The 18072-nt window shown below is 69.3% G+C and carries 13 protein-coding genes, 2 tRNA genes, 1 pseudogene and 1 riboswitch; of the genes and pseudogenes, 2 read left to right on the top strand and 14 right to left on the bottom strand.

All coding sequences use genetic code 11. The features are described from left to right. Positions 1-81: 81 nt before the first annotated feature. The 3 genes from OG352_RS20405 to OG352_RS20415 form a co-directional block, all read right to left on the bottom strand. Positions 82-1125, bottom strand: coding sequence for a M23 family metallopeptidase (locus OG352_RS20405; protein WP_329218757.1), 1044 nt, complete (start codon positions 1123-1125; stop codon positions 82-84). A gap of 9 nt (positions 1126-1134) precedes the next feature. Next, positions 1135-1301: riboswitch (cyclic di-AMP (ydaO/yuaA leader) on the bottom strand. A gap of 281 nt (positions 1302-1582) precedes the next feature. Beyond that, positions 1583-1656 (bottom strand) — tRNA-Met (locus tag OG352_RS20410). Positions 1657-1750: 94 nt separating this feature from the next. Further along, positions 1751-3016 carry a dihydrofolate reductase family protein gene (locus tag OG352_RS20415; RefSeq protein ID WP_329218759.1) on the bottom strand — a complete coding sequence of 422 codons (1266 nt, stop codon included), beginning with the start codon at positions 3014-3016 and terminating at the stop codon, positions 1751-1753. 79 nt (positions 3017-3095) lie between these two features. Between OG352_RS20415 and OG352_RS20420 the strand changes: the two genes are divergently transcribed. Both OG352_RS20420 and OG352_RS20425 read left to right on the top strand, forming a co-directional pair. After that, a complete protein-coding gene (locus OG352_RS20420) occupies positions 3096-3701 on the top strand; it encodes a MarR family winged helix-turn-helix transcriptional regulator (protein ID WP_329218760.1) in 606 nt (201 codons plus the stop codon). Positions 3702-3841: 140 nt separating this feature from the next. Beyond that, a complete protein-coding gene (locus OG352_RS20425; RefSeq protein ID WP_329218762.1) occupies positions 3842-4483 on the top strand; it encodes a GTP cyclohydrolase II in 642 nt (213 codons plus the stop codon). 33 nt (positions 4484-4516) lie between these two features. On the opposite strand, the gene OG352_RS20430 is transcribed toward OG352_RS20425, so the two are convergent. The 11 genes and pseudogenes from OG352_RS20430 to OG352_RS20475 form a co-directional block, all read right to left on the bottom strand. Next, on the bottom strand, positions 4517-5191 hold the full coding sequence (locus OG352_RS20430; RefSeq protein WP_329218763.1) for an NUDIX domain-containing protein: 675 nt from the start codon (positions 5189-5191) through the stop codon (positions 4517-4519). Further along, on the bottom strand, positions 5188-5400 hold the full coding sequence (locus tag OG352_RS20435; protein ID WP_329218765.1) for a hypothetical protein: 213 nt from the start codon (positions 5398-5400) through the stop codon (positions 5188-5190). Before OG352_RS20435 ends, OG352_RS20430 begins: the two co-directional genes overlap by 4 nt. An 88-nt stretch (positions 5401-5488) precedes the next feature. Then, positions 5489-6079, bottom strand: a complete 591-nt coding sequence (locus OG352_RS20440; RefSeq protein ID WP_329218766.1) for an NADPH-dependent FMN reductase — start codon at positions 6077-6079, stop codon at positions 5489-5491. Positions 6080-6210: 131 nt separating this feature from the next. Then, positions 6211-7653, bottom strand: coding sequence for a cytochrome P450 (locus tag OG352_RS20445; RefSeq protein WP_329218768.1), 1443 nt, complete (start codon positions 7651-7653; stop codon positions 6211-6213). Beyond that, positions 7650-8366 (bottom strand): alpha/beta hydrolase, encoded by a 717-nt coding sequence (locus OG352_RS20450; protein WP_329218769.1) that lies wholly within the window; start codon positions 8364-8366, stop codon positions 7650-7652. Before OG352_RS20450 ends, OG352_RS20445 begins: the two co-directional genes overlap by 4 nt. 435 nt (positions 8367-8801) lie before the next feature. Beyond that, a complete protein-coding gene (locus OG352_RS40010; protein WP_443072487.1) occupies positions 8802-8948 on the bottom strand; it encodes a hypothetical protein in 147 nt (48 codons plus the stop codon). A 110-nt stretch (positions 8949-9058) separates the two neighbouring features. After that, positions 9059-9754, bottom strand: a pseudogene (locus tag OG352_RS40015) (leucine-rich repeat domain-containing protein); the annotation flags it as partial. A gap of 55 nt (positions 9755-9809) precedes the next feature. Continuing rightward, positions 9810-10466 (bottom strand): hypothetical protein, encoded by a 657-nt coding sequence (locus OG352_RS20460; protein ID WP_329218770.1) that lies wholly within the window; start codon positions 10464-10466, stop codon positions 9810-9812. 11 nt (positions 10467-10477) lie between these two features. Beyond that, the gene (locus tag OG352_RS20465) at positions 10478-15370 is read right to left on the bottom strand and encodes a ricin-type beta-trefoil lectin domain protein (protein ID WP_329218771.1); all 4893 of its coding nucleotides are present in this window, start codon (positions 15368-15370) and stop codon (positions 10478-10480) included. Positions 15371-16265: 895 nt separating this feature from the next. Beyond that, positions 16266-16338 (bottom strand) — tRNA-Lys (locus tag OG352_RS20470). A 136-nt stretch (positions 16339-16474) separates the two neighbouring features. Then, positions 16475-18031 (bottom strand): amino acid permease, encoded by a 1557-nt coding sequence (locus OG352_RS20475; protein ID WP_329218773.1) that lies wholly within the window; start codon positions 18029-18031, stop codon positions 16475-16477. Positions 18032-18072: the final 41 nt, after the last annotated feature.

Consider the following 18072-nt stretch of genomic DNA (forward strand, 5'->3'; position numbering starts at 1 on the left):
CGGCTTCGGAGCGGCCCATTCCGCTGTTCGTACGAACAACGTGTGAACGGAGCCGCTCCCTAAGACGAGTGCGTCAGGGACTCAGGGGTTGAGGCCCACACTGCGCAGCCAGGCGCCCGGGTCGACGCCGTTGGAGCTGCCGTTCGGGTGGACCTCGAGGTGGAGGTGCGGCCCGGTCACGTTGCCCGTCGCGCCGACGCGGCCGATCACGTCACCGGTGCCGACCTGCTGGCCGACACTGACGCTGATCGAGGACTGGTGGCAGAACCAGATCTCGGTACCGTCGTCCAGCGTCAGGATGGTGCGGTAGCCGTAGGAACCGGCCCAGCCCGCCTCGGTGATGGTGCCGCTGTGGACGGCCTTGATGAGTGTGCCGGTGGGAGCGGCGAAGTCGAGGCCGGTGTGGTAGCCGGAGGACCACATGGAGCCGGACTGACCGAACGTCGAGGTGATGGTGTACGAGGAGGTCGGCAGCGTGTACTGCGTGGCGAGCTCGGCCAGGCGCGCGGTCTCGGCCTTCTCCTTGGCGGCCGCGGCGGCCTTCTCCTTGGCGGCGTCGGCCTTGGCCTTCGCCTCCTTCTCGGCCTTGGCGACGGCGTCGGCCTGAGCCTTGGCCGCGGCTGCCTCGGCGGCGGCCTTGGCCTTGGTCTCGATCTGGGTCTGCTGCGACTCGGCCTGCGCCATGATCCGGCTGCGCAGGGCCTCGCCGGCGTCGGCGGTGGCCTGGCTGCTGCTGGTGTCGTCGGTCGTCGTCTCGGAGCCAAAGCTCGCGAGGGCCGGTGCGGCGTCCTGGGCGGGCTCGTCGTCGGAGATGAGCGAGCCGACGTTCGGCAGGTCCGGCATGGAGATGGAGACCGGCGCCTTGCCGGTGTTGGCGCTGGCCATGCCGCCCGCGCTGACGGCGGCTATGACGCCGACGCCGAGGACGGTGGAGCTGCGGGCGAACCCGCCGCCGCGCTGCTTGGCGACGCGGTGCTTGCCGCGAACCGGGCGAATGGTCTCCGCGGTGGGGTTCCATTCCTCCCAGGGGCCCTCGTCGGTGCGGTGGGTGCCGTAGCCGAAGGTCTCGCCGGAAGGCTGACTGGGCACGAACGGGGCTTCTGGGGCAGGCCGGTTGGACGCCACGCGGGCGCACTCCTTTCCTTCCGTCGCCTACCGGGTTAGCTGACGGGTTCGGAGCGGGAAGGTCTCCTACGCGCGTATACCGGCCGTGGACTCAGCGAGTTCACGATGGCTTCCGCGAGATTCACCCCAAGGTGGTGGTTCCCCGGTTCCCTTGCGGGATTCGGCAGTGCGCACGGAGCCGGCTCTTGTGCCGGCTGGGACGACCGCGCTGCGTTATCGAACGTTAATAGACCTGGGGGCCGGTTTCCAAGCCGTTCTGCTTGATCAATAACATTTCCGGCCTGGACTTTCGGCCCAAGAACGGCGAAAAACGGGCGAGTTGACGACCAAGGTCAGCCGGAGCACAGTGAACGCACAGTAACCAACTGGGCACTTGCCGACGGACGGGACGGCAGACAGAGCTGCGGACATACACCGAGGGCCGGAACCCTTTCGGATTCCGGCCCTCGGCCTTCAGTAGCGGGGACAGGATTTGAACCTGCGACCTCTGGGTTATGAGCCCAGCGAGCTACCGAGCTGCTCCACCCCGCGTCGTTGTGACTCCAGTCTACGTCATTTCCGGGGCGCCAAACACCACGGTGCCCGCCACCCCCTCAGCCGCCCCCGCGGCCTCACTCCAGGCTCCTCATTCCAGGTGCCGGTTCGGAGCCTTCGCCCGTTCGGCGTAGTCCGCGAGTACGAGGACGTCGACACCCTGGGCCGACAGGAGCCCGGTGCCGTCCGCCTCCGTCACGAAGGTGTCCGGCTCACGCCAGGCGGTGACCACCCGGCGCACGCCCGCGTCGAGGATGAGACGGGCGCAGGGGGAGGGCCTGGAGGAACGGCGGGCGCAGGGTTCGAGGCTGCTGTAGACGGTGGCCGTGGACAGCCGGGGGTCGGCCGGGTCGAGCTTCGCGAGGGCCGCCTCCTCCGCGTGCACGACCGGGTCGCCGGCCTCGCGGGAGTGCCCGCGCGCCAGTTCCGTACCGTCGGCGGCCACGATCACCGCGCCGACGCTGAAGGCGGTCCGCGACGGAGGGCACTGGGCCGCGAGCTCGCAGGCGAGGGCAAGCCAGTGGCGGTCGGCCGCGACGGGGAGCGGTCCGGTGCCGGGGGCGGTGGGCTCGTAGCGGGTCAGGACGACGTCCTCGATACGCCGCGTCTCCACCAGGCGCAGGCGTCCACCCTGATACCGACCCCGATACCCGCCCTGACGGACACCCTGGGAATCACCCCGGGAATCGCCCTGATCGCCGCCCCGATCGCCGCCCTGATGGCGGGCCGGTCCGAAGAGGCGGGGCGCGTCCAGGTCGCCGACGAAGATCGGGGCGAGGACGAGCTGGAGTTCGTCGGCGAGGCCCTGCTGGAGCAGTTGGGTGTGGATGGTGCCGCCGCCCTCGACCATGAGCCGCCGCACACCGCGCACCTCATGCAGGTGTTCGAGGAGGCGGCGCCAGTCCAGTTCGGGGCCGAGCGGGACGACGTCCGCGGCGATCCCGAGCGCGCGGGCCCGCTCGGCGCCCGCCTCCGTCGTATAGACGACCTTCTCGCCGCCCGTGTGCCAGAAGTTCGCCGCGGGGTCGAGGTCGCCGGAGCCGCTGACGGTGACCTTGAGGGGGTACGCCGGCTGCCCTGCGGCGACCCGGGCGGCGCGGCGCTCCGGGGAGTTCACGAGGAGCCGGGGGTTGTCGGCGCGGATGGTGCCGGCTCCGATGAGGATGGCGTCGACGGAGGCCCTCACCTCGTCGACGCGGTCGAAGTCGGCCGGGCTGGAGAGGAGCAGGCGCTCGGGGGTGGTGTCGTCCAGGTAGCCGTCGAGGGAGACGGCGGCGGACAGCAGGACGTACGGGTAGGGGTACGGGTCGAGGTCGGGGTCGGGGTCGGGGTCGGGAGAGGCGTACGGGTGCGGCATCGGCGTGCTCCCCGGCGGAGTGGGAAAGGTGGGAGGCGGCGGTCTTGGTTCAAGTTTGAAACAAACCTACACTGGGTGCATGACGACTCGCTGGCTCACCCCCGAGGAGCAACGCGCCTGGCGCGCCTACGTCGCCGGGTACCTCCTCGTCGAGGACGCGATCGACCGGCAGCTCCAGCAAGAGGCCGGCATGCCTCACCTGTACTACTCCATCCTCGCCAACCTCTCCGAGACACCGGAGCGGCGGCTGCGGATGACCGATCTCGCGGAGCGGCTGAAGATCACCCGCAGCAGGCTGACGTATGCGGTGACCCGGCTGGAGAAGGACGGGCTGCTGCGGCGCGAGGACTGCCGCTGGGACAAGCGGGGGAGCATCGCGGTCCTGACGGACGAGGGCATGGCGGTCCTGGAGAACACGGCGCCCGGACATGTCGAGACCGTCCGCGCCTCCCTCTTCGACCGGCTCACCCCGGAACAGGTGGGACAACTGGAGGAGATCTTCACGCAGGTCGCGCGGGGGTTCCAGGGGGACGACAGCGGCGAGGTCGCGCCCGAGGACCTTCCGTGGCGCCGACGGTCGTCACCTTGCTCAGGGACTTCCAACACTGCTGGGACTTCCGGGATCTCCAACACTGCCGGGAGTTCCAACACTTCCGGGGCCTCCGGGGCTTCCGGGACCGCATGAGTCACACCACAATCCCATTGCTTCAAATTTAAAGCATGGGGTAGGGTCTCGTTTCGTCGGATCTGCTTCAAATCTGAAGCAGGAGCCCGAACCAGACACCGATCGCGTACCGCCGTTCACCACCGGACCCGGGAGCCCGCATGCCCGACACCCCCGCCGCCACCCAGCGCGCCCGCGTCCGGGTACCGCTGCGCTTCCACGACGGCTACTCCGTCGACGCCGAACTGGTCACCTTCCACGGCCTCGTCGACGGCCAGGAGCACGTCGCCGTCGTCCTCGGCGAACCGGCGGCCGGCGCCACCCCGCTGGTCCGGCTGCACTCCGAGTGCCTGACCGGTGACGCCTTCGGCTCCGCGCGATGCGACTGCGGGCCGCAACTGCGCGAGGCGGTCGAGCGCATAGCCGCGACGGGCGGCGTCCTGCTCTACCTCCGCCAGGAGGGCCGCGGCATCGGCCTCTACAACAAGCTCGACGCGTACGCCCTCCAGGATCAGGGCCTGGACACCTACGAGGCGAACGCCGCGCTCGGCCTGCCCGAGGACGACCGTGACTACACGGCCGCCGCCCAGATGCTGCGCGCCCTGGGCATCACGAGCCTGGACCTCCTGTCCAACAACCCCGACAAGGCCGACCAACTCCGGGGACTGGACATCGACGTCCAGGACCGGGTCCCGACGGGCGTCTTCACGACCCCGCACAACGTCCGCTACCTGCGCGCGAAGGTCCTGCAGACCCAGCACACGCTGCCGCTGGCCGACCTCACCGGGCTCAACACGGGCTGACGGCGGACTGACGACAGGCGGACGGCAGGCGGCTCACCGCGGGCCGACCTCGGTCGGCCCGAACGGCCCGTCCAGCGCGGCCCATTGGAGCAGCATGATCGTCTTCGCGTCCGCGATCGCGCCGGTGCGGACGAGGTCGAGGGCCTCGGCGAAGGGGAGTTCGACGACGGCGATGTCCTCGCCCTCGGCCGACACGCCCGCCGTGTCGACGCCGGGGGCGGAGGCGTCGTAGGGGGCGGCGAAGAAACTGAGCCGCTCCGTGACGGAGCCGGGACTCATGAACGCGTCGAACACATGTTCTACATTCTGGACCACACGTCCAGTCTCCTCCGCGGCCTCACGGCGGATCGCCTCCTGCGGGTCGTCGCCGTCCAGGAGTCCGGCGGCGGTCTCCAGCAGCATGCCGTCGGGGTGCCCGTTGACGTACGCGGGCAGCCGGAACTGACGGGTCAGCAGGACCGTACGCCGGTCGGGGTCGTAGAGCAGGATCGTCGCACCGTCGCCCCGGTCGTACGTCTCGCGCTGCTCGCGGCTCAAGTGACCGTCGCTGTGCCGGTAGTCGAAGGTGGTGCGGCGCAGGACGGACCAGTCGCAGGCGAGGACTTCGACGTCGACGATACGGACGCGGTCGTTGCCGGTGAGGTCCCGTCCCTGACGGTCGAGCCCGGTACGGCCGCGGGGGTCGGGGGTGTCGATACCGGCGGTCACCGGAGGCTCGCGGACTGCGCGTCGCGGAGGCCACCCGCCGCCTCCAGCAGGGGCAGCGCGAGCGCCTCGCCGGTGACGGGCAGGTGCCCGGCACGGAACAGCACGAGGGCGGCCTCGTTCATGGCCCGCACGTGGGCCGCGAGCTTGACGGGGTCGTCACCGGTACCTGAGCGGTACGGTCCGGCGACCAGGGTCATCAGCGGTGTCACGGGGCTCCCAGTACTGCGGGGTTACGGGGGTGAGGGGGTGAGAAGGGCGTAGGTCAGTCGCCGGTCGAGGAACCACAGCGGCGAGGAGTCACGCCCGGTCGGTCACCACTGCCCGCTCGCGCTCGCGCTCGCGTTCGCGCTCGCCGGATGCCGCCAACAGGCCCAGCACCTCGCCGAGTTGCCGACGCACCTCCGCGTCGGCGATGAGCCCGTCCGCGCCGGGCATCCCCCGGTCCACCGGGATCTTCACGCAGGCCGGCTCCACGATGTCGGCGCCGGTGTAGCCCAGGACCGTCCGCAACGTGGCCTCCGCGCCCCCGCCTCGGCCCGGGGCCGCCGCGTTGATCCAGGCCACCGGCTTGTCGCCGATCTCGGTGCCGCCGACCGTCCAGTCCAGCAGGTTCTTGAACGATCCCGGAAGGGTGCCCGCGTACTCCGGGGTGCAGATCAGGATCCCGGCCGCCTGGTCGATCGCCGCCCGCAACCCGGCCACGGCTGCCGGCAACGGGTCGGTGTCGTCATCGGGGTTGAAGTGCGGAAGCTCCGCGAGGCCGCCGTACAGTACGGCGCCCACCTGCGCGTCCGGCGCAACGGCGTACGCGGTGCGCAGCACGGCCTCGTTGGAGGAGCCGGCCCGCAGACTCCCCGACAGCAGAAGGATCACCGGCGTCGTGGACATCCGCTCAACCTACTCCAGCCGGTCGGACCGTCAACGCCCCCTCCAGGATCGACGACCCGGAGCCTGAAAACGAAGCGGCGCCGAGCCGGCCGAAGCCGACCCGGACGCCGCGTATCAGGTCAGAGGCAAGGTCACTCCGCCTCCGGCCGACGGCGGAAGCCGTCCAGCATCCGCCAGAACGCCGAGCGGGTCGGTTTCACGGAAGCGTCCGAAGCGGAGGCGGCCACCGCGGGCACCGCCGCCACGACGGGCGCCGCAGGCACGACGGAAACCGCAGGCCCGACCGCAGGCACGACGGAAACCGCAGGCCCGACCGCAGGCACGGTCGCCGGCACCGGTGCCTCCGACAGGACGTACCGGACCGGAAGCGACCGGAGTCCGCTCATCAACGGGGATATGCGCCAAGGCAGTTGGTCCCTGGGCAGCGTCAGCCGGAGATCCGCGAACCGCTCGAACAGACGCTGCACCCCGATCGCCACGATGCTGCTGGCCAGGTCCCGGCCGGGGCACTGGTGCGGTCCCGCGCCCCACGCCAGATGGGCGCGGGAGCTGACCGTCGCGTCCCGGGCGATGCCTTGCGCGAACAGCGGGTCCGCATGGGCGGCGGCCGGGGACACCATGACGGGGTCCCCCGCGTCGATGACGAAGTCGCCGAGGCGCACGGCCGCGACCGGGAAGCGGAACGTGAGGTTGTGCATGGGCGGATGGGCGAGCGCCGCGCGGTTGACCACCTCGCCGACCATGCCGGCCGACAGGCTGGCCCGCGCGCCCGTGTGGCCGGTCAGCACCTCCACAACGGTGTTGCACAGCAGTGTCCCCACCAGGTCCGCGGTGGTGCACAGCACCAGGTACAGCTCCCAGGCCAGTTCCTCGGTGCTCACCGACGGATCCGCGGCGAGCATGTACGAGGGGATGTCGTCGCCCGGCATGGCGCGCTTCTCCAGGACCAGCCCCTGCAGCGCGCCCATCAGCCGCTCGATCGCGGCAGCCGCGTCGGGCCCCGCGTCGAGCACCCTCCAGACGTCCATGATCACCTCGTCCCCCCTGGCGTCGGCGAAGCCGAGCAGGCGGTTGGTGACCATGAGCGGCAGCGGCCGTGCGTACTGGCCGCACAGGTCGGCGATCCCGGTACGGCCACCGTCCTCGGACAGAAAGGTGATGAGGTCGTCCGCGTACTGCGTGATCAGGGCCCGCAACTGCCGGGCACTGGGGCGCGAAGGATCCTGGAACGGTCTGACGGCCCGTTCGAACGCCGCCCGCGCCGTCTGGTGCCGCTGATCGTCGAAGAAGACCATCATGTCGCACTCGAGTGCGGGCAGCATCGGCCAGTCCGCCGGGATCCTGCCCTCGGTGTAGGCCCGCCAGTGAGTCAGGCTCTTCTTCCACCGGTCGCCGTCACGCAGGACCGTGAGCGCCTCGTCGTAGCCGAGCACCAGCCAGACCGGCGTGCCGAGCAGGTCGACCGGCGCCACCGCCCCGTACCGCCCGCGCAGTTCGTCGTGGATCTCGGCGCGCCGGGTTTCGTAGTCGTGCGTGAGCAGTGGTTCGACGGACATCGTCTCGAGCTGTGTCACCGGGCGAGTTCCTCACGGAGCAGGGCGGCCAGTCCGGCGGGCCGGGAGAGGAACGGGGAGTGCGAGGCGTCCAGCCGCCGTACTTCCTGAGCACGCGCGGACATGGCTTCCTGTACGAACGGCGGGGTCGCGCCGTCGGCCTCGCAGATGACGTAGGTGCTCGGGAGCGTGTGCCAGGCCGCCCGGGTGAGGGGCTGGGAGAACGAGGCGAGCGACTGGGGGCCGATCCGCGCGACGGCCTGCCGCGCGAGTTCCGGGTCCACGTCGCCGTAGAAGACCCGCTCCGGCTCCAGCGGCACGGTGTAGCCCTCCCGCTCATGCACCTCCCACCACGGCGGCGGAGCGCCGCCGACCGAGGACAGCAGCGAGTCGCCGACCTCCAACTGGAAGGCGCACAGGTAGACCAGTCGCCGGACGTCGCCCACGGAGCCGAGCGCCTCGGTGACGGGAACACCACCGTAGGAGTGCGCGACGACCACGACCGGTCCGTCGATCGCGGCCACGGCCTCGGCCACAGCGGCCGCGTCGTCCCGCAGATCCCCCAGGACACCGGGGCCGCCCGGAGCACCCGGGTCGCCGCCGCTGCTGCTGCCGCTGCTGGGCAGGGCGACTGTGCGTACGTCGACGTCCGGCAGCTCGTCGATCAACTGCCGCCAACACCAAGGGCCGTGCCAGGCACCGTGAACGAGGAGAAGGGCAGGGGGCGCACTCATCGAATCTCCAATCGGCCCCAGCCCTACGGATCACACTGACGGTGAGGGCCTGAAGGCGGGCGGCGGCGCGGACGTTGTGCAGATCATGCCAAGCAGGCTCGGCATCCACGTGATCGGGAGGGCACCACCACGCACGGCCCCGAAAACGCCACAGCGCCCGAGCCGGCCGAAGCCAACCCGGACGCTGCCTAGCAGGTCAGAGGGCATACCCCCCGCCTGCCACCCGTAGGCCCTGTGGGACTCGAACCCACAACCAATGGATTAAAAGTCCTGGCCAAAGCTTGCCGGGTGGTTCCGAACGGTTCTTCGGTGTCCGGAACCACCTGGTCAGGATGCGTGCGGTGTGATGCGCGGGCTTCCCGCTGCTGACCTGTGGGGCTCCGTCCGCTCACGCATCGCTCACGCATGGCGGGCCGCTGAGCAGCAGCTTTCGGTCTACAAGAGGACGACGCACCCTCGCCGCTCCAGTTCGGTCCGGAGCGACAGGGAAGGCTCGCAGACGTTCCAGCGCAGGTCCAGCTTCTCCAGCGAGGGCATGTCGACGATCCAGTCCGGCAGCCACGTAAGGCGGTTGCTTCGCACGTCGAGCTGACGCAGTCGGGGAAGGCCGGCCAGCGCCTCCGGGAGTTCTCTCTCAGGTCCAGGTGGCGCAGTTCGCGGAGGTCGGCCACGGACGGCGGCAGGCTTTCGACCACGTTGCCCCGCAGCCAGAGCTCGCGCAGGCTGCGGAGGTCGCCGTTGCCAGCGGGCAGCGTGGTCATTCGGTTGTGCTGGGCCCGGAGTTCGATCAGGCCGGTCATGCGGCCACTGGCCTCGGGCAGGGCGGTGAGGGTGTTCTCGCCGACGTTGAGGTAGCGCAGCCGCGTCAGGTTTCCCAGTGAGTCGGGGATCTCCGACAGCTTGTTGTCGTGCAGGTAGAGGCAGCCGCTGAGGTCGGCCAGGTCGCCCAGTTCGGCGGGCACCGACGTGAGGTGGTTGTGGCCCAGGTCCAGGGTGGTCAGCCGGTGCAGCCGTCCGATCTGGGGCGGGAGGTCGGTGAGCCCATTGTCCGCGAGGATCAGCACTTGGAGTTCGGTGTCCCGCCAGACCGACTCGGGTACTTTTCCCAGCTGTTGACGCCAGAGGTTCAGCACGTGCGGCACGGCGTGATCCGTTCCTCGGTATGTCGACGGGTCAGCGAAGAATCGCAGCAGATGCCGTACGACCACTTCCGGCTGTTCCTCGGGGACGTAGTGGCCGCTGTCCTGCACCTGAACCATCTCCACGTCGCTCCCCTTCTTCTCCAGCACCGGCTCAAGAGCCGGTAGCCTCCCTCGCCGCCGCCGAGCACCAGGAGCGGCACGGTGAATGGGGCGTACGCCAAGCAGGCAGTCAAGGATCAGCAACATGAAGAAACCCGCCAGGGATTACCTGGCGGGTTTCGACTTCACCGATCTGCCGAGATCACTGCTCGGTCAAGGCAGCTCGCAGGTGAGCGATCAGATCACCGCTCGGCACCGCGACCCAGGAGGACCCGGGCACCACGGCGCGGACCTCATAGCGCTCTTCGTCCGGCTCATGGACCAGGACCTGACGGCTCTGCCAGTTCAACGGATCCATCTGTAGGCGAACGGCACGGTGCGAGATCACCGGAAACATGCGCCCCAGCACCTCGTCCGCGTGAAGGCGACGGAGGAGGTTCCACTGCTCCCGGTGGAATTCGGTCGACAGAAGCTTGGACCACTGCGAAGAGGCGGGCTCTCCTCTTTCGAGCGCCCCGGCGAATTCGTCGAGCTCCAGGAATTCGAACCTCGCCTTCAACTCGTCCAGCGGCACACCTTCCCGCCATGCGGCGACCGTCTCCACGAGCAGTCCGAGATCGTCCGTCGAGCCGATCTCCCAGGAGAAGTCGGGAATATAGACCCTCAGCCGGAACAGGCGCTCCTCGGTCGCGGAATGGACCGACACGTTGCCTCTTGCCGTCTCGAAACAGACGTCGTCGGTGACCCAGAAGAACCGCCCCATGTCACATCCGCGCTGCTTGGCCGCCTCATTCATGGCCGACGCAAGGTCACCCGAAGCGGTCACGTCCGGGTACAGGTCTTTTGGTTGGGTGCCCATACTTCGACTCCTCAGCAGTGGCAGTATCCGATAATCGAACCCTTCACGGGATCAAGCTTCCCCTTCAGTACCGATAGATCCGGCATGGGTATCGGGGGATCCAGTCGCATCGCTCCACCTGGGCCCGACGGGGAGTAGAACTTGATCGAATTCCACGGGCGTTGACCATTGGCGAGAGCCCTCGCGATCATGGACATCTCGTAGTCCGTGGCAGCAGCTCCGGCCTCACCGCCCGTCAGACCACGCTGGGCAGCATCCATGAAGTTTCCATGTTGGTTCAGTCCCGTCATGTTGATGTGCAGCGTCACGTTCGGGTCGGCGATCGCCATTTCCGCGATCCGGGCGAAGTTCTCCGGGGTCGCGATGGAGAAGGTGCGGAGCCCGTTCTCACTGGCCCACTCGTCGAGCTTGCCACCCCTCTGCCACCCCAACGCCACCTTGCAGTTGTGGACAAGAACCGGAGCGGCGCCCGCCAGCACGAAGAACGTGTGCAGGTCCTCGACCGTGAGGTCGTAGACCGTGCGCGGGGCCAGGCCCGAGCGGTCGTGGAGGGCGGTCACCGCGCGGACGGAGCCGTCCGGGGTGCGCAGGCGGTCGCCGACGCGCAGGTCGGAGACCAGCGTCCACCCGCGGTCCACCACATAGAACTTGTGGCCGGTGGTACTGGCCAGCTTCCCCCCGTCGGCAACGGTGATGTCCACCAGCCGCTGGGTTTCGTGCTTGAAAGTGTCGGTGACCTGCCGGGCCCGCAACCGGCCGGAAGCCGGATCCGTGGCCTTGACGAGGTCCCCCACGCCCACCTGGCTGATGGGCCGGTGTGAGCCGTCCGCCATCAGCACCTGGGTGGTGCCGGGGAAGCTGTTCGTCTTGCAGGCGGTGTACAGGTCTTCGTAGGCGTTGATGGTCCTGTTGAGCTTGGCGAGGGTCGCGGGGTCCAGGTCGAGGGCCTTGAGTGCCTTGAACGCATCACGGACCCCGACGCCGGTCTTCATGGCGGCGTCCAGAGCCCGGATGCCTTCGAAGACCTTGCCGAACGCCTTGCCGGGGATGAAGTTGCTCAGCGCCCAGGCGCAGCCGCTGCCACTGCCGTGCCAGCAGTCGACGAAGTCCTGGACCAGGACCGCCTTGATGAGCTGGTAGGTGAGGGTCTGCTGGATGAGTTCCAGCTTGGAGAAATAGCGGGTGACGTCCTTCTTCAGACCTGGGATGCGCTTGCTCTCGACGAGCAGCGTGTCCTGCGCCGCGCAGCCGCTGGCGCTGGCCGTTGTGTCGGAGCTGGTGCAGAGGAAGAAGTCGACCATCGCGCTGAAGGTGACCGTGAACGTGGTGGTGCAGCCTTCGAAGCCGATCTCGATCACACACGGGTCGTGCTGCTTGGCGTCGGTGATCTCGATGCTGTCCTCGTCGACGACGTACCACGTGCCGCCGACTCCGGTGCCCGCGCCGGTCGAGACCTGCGTGTTCGCGGCGTTGCGTGCCGCTTCCTCGGCTGCCTTCTGTGCCTCCTGGGCGTACTTCAGCGCGTCCTTGGCGGCTTGTTCGGCTTCGGTGGCGGCGGCGTCGGCGCGGTCCGCGGCTGCCCGTGCGTCCTTGGCGGACTGCTCGGCCGCGGCTGCGGCGTCGCGTGCGGCTTCGGCGTCGAGGGCGGCCTGGTCGGCGGAGTCACGGGCTTGCTTGGCGTAGCCTTCGGCGCGGCCTGCGGCCTTGTCGGCGGCGTCGGCGTCTTCGGTGGCCTTGCGGTCGTATTCGATAGTGCGGGCCAGTGACGTCAAGGCCTTTGAGGCGGCTGCGGAGGCGTCGGCCGCGTAGCCGAGGGCCTCCTTGGAGTAACCGCGGGCGGTGGCCGCGTGTGCGGCGGCGTTGGCCGCGTACTGGTAGGCGATCTTCGCGTCGCCCGTTGCCTGGTCGGCGACGTTCTTGGCCGCTGCGGCCTCGGCTTGCGCGTTCTGGGCGTGAGCGTCGGCGACGGCCTTTTGCTGGTCGCCGATGGACTTGGACGCCTGCCCGGTCAGCACGACCAGGTCTGCGGCCGAGTCGGTGGTGACGTACGGGGAGCCGAGCTGGATCGCGTCGTTGGCGGGCTGGGCAACCTCGGCGGCGGCGTTGCCCGCGTCGACCGCGGCCTGCGCGGTGACGTAGGCGAAGCCCGCGGCCTTCGCAGAGGCGACAAGGGCCTTGGCGGCCTCCTTGTTCGCCTCGTCCGCCTGGGTCATGGCGGTGTCAGCCAGCTTCTCCGCTTCCTCCGCCAGCTCGACAGCCGTCTTGGCCTCTTCGGAGGCGTGCTCGGAGGCCTTGATGGCGTCGGCCGCGGCACTGGTCGCGGTCCGCACCGCGGCATCGGCCTTCAGCTTGGCGGCCTGAGCGGCGTCCGCGTCCGCACGGGACCGCTTGGCGGCCGCCTCGGCACGGGTGGCCGCGGCATCCGCTTCGGCCGCCGCCTCGCTCGCGGCATCCGCCTCGCTCCGGGCCCGACCCGCGGCAGCCTCGGCATCGTCCGCGTACTTGTCCGCCGAGTCCGCTGCCGCCCTGGACTCCTGGGCGCTGCTGTCGGACTCATGGGCCTCGGCAAACGCCTCCTTGGCGTCCGCCTTGGCGCGAGCCGCGTCCGCCTTCTGCTCGGCGTCCCACGCGTCGGCGTCGAGATCACGGGCATTGTCGCGCGCCTTGACCGCCTCGTTCTTCCGCACGACCGCGGTCCCCTCGGCGGCCTGCGCCTTCTCCTTGGCGTCCTGGGCGTTCGCCGCCTCGGCCTGCGCGTTCTTCTTGTGCTGAGCCGCTTCGCCCTGCTTGGCCGCCGCGGTCTCCTTCTCCGCCTTGGCCGTCTTCTCCTCCGCCTCGGCCGCGAGCCGCTTGGCGTACGCGTCGGCGGCAGCCGCCTTCGCGTCCGCTTCCGACTTCAGCGCGGCGGCGAGCTTCGCCTCCGCCGTCTCCTTGTCCTTCTTGGCATTGTCCCGGTGCAGCCTGGCCGCGTCCGCCGCGGCCTTCGCCTGCAACTCGGCCGCGTGCGCGGCCTCTTTACGGAACTCCGCGTTGACCTGCGCGGCCTGGGCCTGGGCCCGCTGGGCGATCGTCTCGCTGTCACCCGCGGCGGCCCTGGTCGCGGCCTCGGCGGTCTCACCGGCCTTCACCATCGCCGTCAGCGCCGCCACCGTCCCCTTGGTGACCTGCGCCTTCTGCTGGCCGACCAGGAGCCCACGGCCCCGCGGCGCACCGGCGGCGTCCGCGATGCCGTACCCGGCCTGCTCGGCGGCGTCGGACGCGGTGGCCGCCTTCTTGGCGTTCTCCAACTGGGTCCTGATCGTGGCCAGTTGCTTCTTCGCCGCCGCCTGGGCGTCGGTGACGACCTTCTTCGCCTTGTCGAACTCGGCCTTGTCCGGGTACACGGCGCTGTCCGTGCCCTTGTGGCCGGACGGCTTGATCAGGAACTTCTGCGCACTGGCGTCCTTGCAGTCCCAGAGCCGCGCGTCCGTGCCCTTAGTGACCGCGCTCAGGTCCAGGCACTTGCCGGTGGTGACGCTCTTCAGGGGCGAGGTGGCACGGGCGTCCCCCTTCCACGACTGCCCCGCGGACTTGTAGCAGTCCGATATCTGGATCTTCGTGCCGTTCGCCGACTTGTTCCCGGCCACGTCCAGGCACTTCAGTGAGCCGACGTTGCGGAGGTGGAGGTCACCCTCGCTGCCTTCGAGCGTCCACTGCTGGGAGGCGCCACCGTTGCAGGTGTAGATCTGGACGGGAGTGCCGTTGGTCTTGGCGCCTCCCTGGACGTCCAGGCAGTTGCCCTTCGCGCCCGGCACCTCGATCGTCACGGGGCTGTCGCCGATCCAGCCCAGCCCGCCCGCCGACCAGTAGTCCTGCCAGCGGGTGGAGTAGTCCGCGAGCCATGACTGGCCGAGGACCTGCCCCAGGGCGAACGTGCCGTCCCGCAACGCGTTCGTGGCGTTGAGGCCGGCGGCGAGGATCTGCTGCCGCTGCGTGGCCTGCGAGGCGATCTCCCACTGCCACTCGGCGGACGCCTGCGCCACCTCCTTGCCGAGAACCCGGTTCGGGTCGATCGGGGCGTGCCACGCACACGACGCGAAGCGGGCCTTCAAGTCCTCGACCGCGATGCGGAACTCCGGGGTGTCCGTGGCCGGGGCTGTACGGGGGAAGCCGCCGGAGGCCAGGAAGATACGGGCGTCATCGGCAAACACCCGGGGAACGAACAACACATTGGGTTCGATCTTCCCCGAGTTCTTCTTCCACAGCTTCCACGCCTGCTGCTCCTCCGGTGTCCCCCCGGTGGTGTACAGCGGGTCGCCGACCGCGAGCGCGGCGGCCTTCGTGCTGTCGTCGGCGGTGGGCGACGGGTCGTAGAACGGGGAGAACAAGTCGATCGAGCTGCTGTACGACTGCCACAGCCACGGAAGCAGCCCGGTGTGGTCGAGGATCTTGAACTTTCCGCCCGGTTCGCCAGGGTAGGAAGTCAAACCGCTGACGGTGGTGACGAACGTGTACTCCTGGTCGCCGACCTTCTTGACCCACTGGTCACTGCCGGCGCTGTCCGCGCTGAAGGCCTGGTGCAGTGGGGTGCTGGCGTCGGCGAGATCCCGCCGGAGCTTCTGGTGGAGCTGATCGGCCGGCAGCCCGACGGCGTTCTGCGCGAGGGCGAACAGGTTGGGCCCGCCCTTGCGCAGGCCATAGGCAGCCACGCACTGGTCCTCGCGCAGCTGCTCAGCCGCTTTGGTGTCGAAGCCGTCGTACGAGTCGCCCGTCGCGGCGACAGGCTGTGCGGCGTCCCGGCCGAGCAGGCCGGGCTGGACGGCCAGGCCACCGAGGACGGCCAGGGCGGCGACGGACGTAACGGCAGAGGTGAACGCTGCGGATGTTCGTGATCTGGGGTTGAACAACCCCGGTCTGAATCGCAAACGGGCATCCTTCGTAGCGAGCGAGGGCAGGCAGGGGTGACCGCCCGAAGAGGGCGGTGGGATACGCGCGGGGTCAGCCCGCCGTTCCGGCGTGGGAACAGGGGCAGCAGAGAGCAGCGACCACGTAGGCGTTCACAACGAGCCCGTATCGCGACATTACGAAGCACTCCTCCCCCGTGACGGCACAGTCCCCCCCGGCCGTCGAATGACGTGCGCGCGTCACGGTGGGCTGGTCAGGGCCCCTCGTGTGAGCGCGCGGCGTCACCTTAGCCACAGGTCAACCGGGTGAGGCAAGGCCCGTTCTTGGCGTCCGGGCTACGGAACGGGAAATCAGTTGCACGGCCGTTCACAGCACAACATGTGCTAACGCCGTGCTCACACCAGGAGTTTTTCGCGTAAGTCATGTAAAGAAGGCGTGCAGACAGCGATCACTCTCTGCCATAAGATGACTGGAATTCGCCTGCTTGTCGATGGGTGCGGTCGTGCTGCGAGGGACGCCAGCCAAGAACACCTGGTTTCTGCCGACCCTGCCGATGCTGCCGTTCAGCAGGTGACACGGCCGCTGCTGAGAGTTGAGGGCTATGCTTCTGCCGGCCAGGGATCGAGCCTGCCCTCGGCCCGGTGGGCGTGGTTCTTCGCTTAGCGCCGCCGCCCGGCGACGATGACTCGACGGCCGTGACCGTCTTGCGCAGCTCCCCACGTTGATCAGGTCCTCAAGGGTGAGGACGGAGACCTCAGCGGGCCAGACGCTGTGGGTGATGAGCTGGGAGGTGAGTGCAGGCGTGCGGGGTCGCGGTCACGCAGAACCCCGAAAACGCCGCAGCGCCCGACCCGACCGAAGCCGACCCGAGCGCTGCTCTGCAGGTCAGAAGGGATTTCCCCTCCCCCACATCCGTAGGCCCTGTGGGACTCGAACCCACAACCAATGGATTAAAAGTCCACTGCTCTGCCAATTGAGCTAAGGGCCCAGGCGATGTTGCCTCCCCGAGCATAGCCGGACCCGGCCGTGTCTCCGATCGGGTATCCGGGACACGGCCGCGCCGAGGTGTGCGGAGGGGTGAAGATCGGTCATCCGGCCTGCCGGTTACCGGGGCGGCCTGCCGGTTACCGGGGCTTTCCCGTCCCCGCCGCCGTCCCCGCCCGCGCCGCCTCCCGGGCGACCGTCCGCGCGTGTTCGGGGTTGAGGAACCAGTGGCGGGCCGAGAGCTGCCACCACGCTCCCGCGGAGCCGAGCACGACGAGCACGGCGATCGGGGCGTAGTTGAAGGTCTCCCAGGTGACCGGGGAGACCTGGGGCAGCATGAAGAGGACCGTGATGACGGCCACCCACGCCACCGACACCACGCCGATCGCCTTCGACCAGCGGCCCAGGTGCCACGGGCCCCGCTCGAAGGCCTCGCCCTTGCGGACGCGCAGCAGCGTCGGGATGACGTACGCGATGTAGAGGCCGATGACGGCGATGGAGGTGACGGCCGCGTACGCGGTCACGTTGATCAGGTACGGCAGGCCCAGCAGCAGCGCGCCGCCGGCCGCCAGCCAGACCGCCGCGACGGGCGTGCGGGTGCGCGGGCTGACCGTGTGCCAGAGGTGGGAGTACGGCAGCGCCCCGTCCCGCGAGAACGCGTAGATCATGCGGCTGTTGGCCGTCACCGACGCCATCCCGCAGAACAACTGGGCGCCGATGACCACCAGCAACAGCAGCTTCCCGGCGGTCGCGCCGAGCGCGTCGAGCAGGATCTGGGCGGGCGGCGCGCCGGTCGGGGACTCGAGGGCGGCGGAGTAGGACTGGATGGCGTAGGTGAAGCCGAGCAGCAGGACGAAGCCGGCGATCCACGACGTCCAGATGGACTGCACGATGCCCTTCGGGCCGGCCGTCGACGCGTCGTGCGTCTCCTCCGTCATGTGGGCGGAGGCGTCGTAGCCGGTGAAGGTGTACTGGGCCATCAGCAGGCCCAGCAGGACGACGTACACGCCGCTGCCCCAGCCCGTGTTGTTGACGAACTCGCCGAACACGAAGGACGTCGACTGGTGCGTGTCGGGGACGAAGGCCAGCGCCCCGACGATGACCCCCACGCCCAGCACGTGCCACCACACGCTCACGCTGTTCAGCAGCGCCACGATGCGCACCCCGAAGGTGTTCAGCAGGCCGTGCAGGACCAGGATCCCGGCGAAGAGGAGGACCGTGCGGCCCGGTGTCACCTCGAAGTCGAACTGGAGGTTCAGATACGCGCCGAGGAAGGACGCGGCCCCGAAGTCGATGCCGGCGGTCACCGCGACCTGCCCCAGCACGTTGAACCAGCCCGTGAACCAGGCCCAGGCGGCGGCGGTCCGGCCGGGGGCCAGCTTGTGGGCCCAGAAGTACAGGCCCGCCGACGTCGGGTACGCCGAACAGATCTCGGCCATCGACAACCCGACGAAGAGCGTCATCAGCCCGACCGCGACCCAGCCCCACATGATCACCGCTGGTCCGCCCGTGTTCATGCCGAACAGATACAGCGTCAGACAGCCCGACAGGACCGAGATGATCGTGAAGGAGACCGCGTAGTTGGAGAACGCCGACATACGGCGGGCGAGAACCTGCGTGTAACCGAGCTGGGCCAACCGCTCTTCGTCCGAGAGACCTTCGGACGACCGCCCGCTCACTATGGCGTCATCTGTCATGCCCCCAGCAATTCCCCTCCCAGGGGCGTGACACACGTCAC

Source organism: Streptomyces sp. NBC_01485 (assembly GCF_036227125.1).
GTDB lineage: Bacteria > Actinomycetota > Actinomycetes > Streptomycetales > Streptomycetaceae > Streptomyces.

Excerpts from the sequence above, each read along its gene's own strand:
- OG352_RS20415 (WP_329218759.1), bottom strand. The coding sequence starts at position 3,016 with ATGCCGCACCCGTACGCCTCTCCCGACCCCGACCCCGACCCCGACCTC.
- OG352_RS20420 (WP_329218760.1), top strand. The coding sequence starts at position 3,096 with ATGACGACTCGCTGGCTCACCCCCGAGGAGCAACGCGCCTGGCGCGCC.
- OG352_RS20425 (WP_329218762.1), top strand. The coding sequence starts at position 3,842 with ATGCCCGACACCCCCGCCGCCACCCAGCGCGCCCGCGTCCGGGTACCG.
- OG352_RS20440 (WP_329218766.1), bottom strand. The coding sequence starts at position 6,079 with ATGTCCACGACGCCGGTGATCCTTCTGCTGTCGGGGAGTCTGCGGGCC.
- OG352_RS20450 (WP_329218769.1), bottom strand. The coding sequence starts at position 8,366 with ATGAGTGCGCCCCCTGCCCTTCTCCTCGTTCACGGTGCCTGGCACGGC.
- OG352_RS20460 (WP_329218770.1), bottom strand. The coding sequence starts at position 10,466 with ATGGGCACCCAACCAAAAGACCTGTACCCGGACGTGACCGCTTCGGGT.
- OG352_RS20475 (WP_329218773.1), bottom strand. The coding sequence starts at position 18,031 with ATGACAGATGACGCCATAGTGAGCGGGCGGTCGTCCGAAGGTCTCTCG.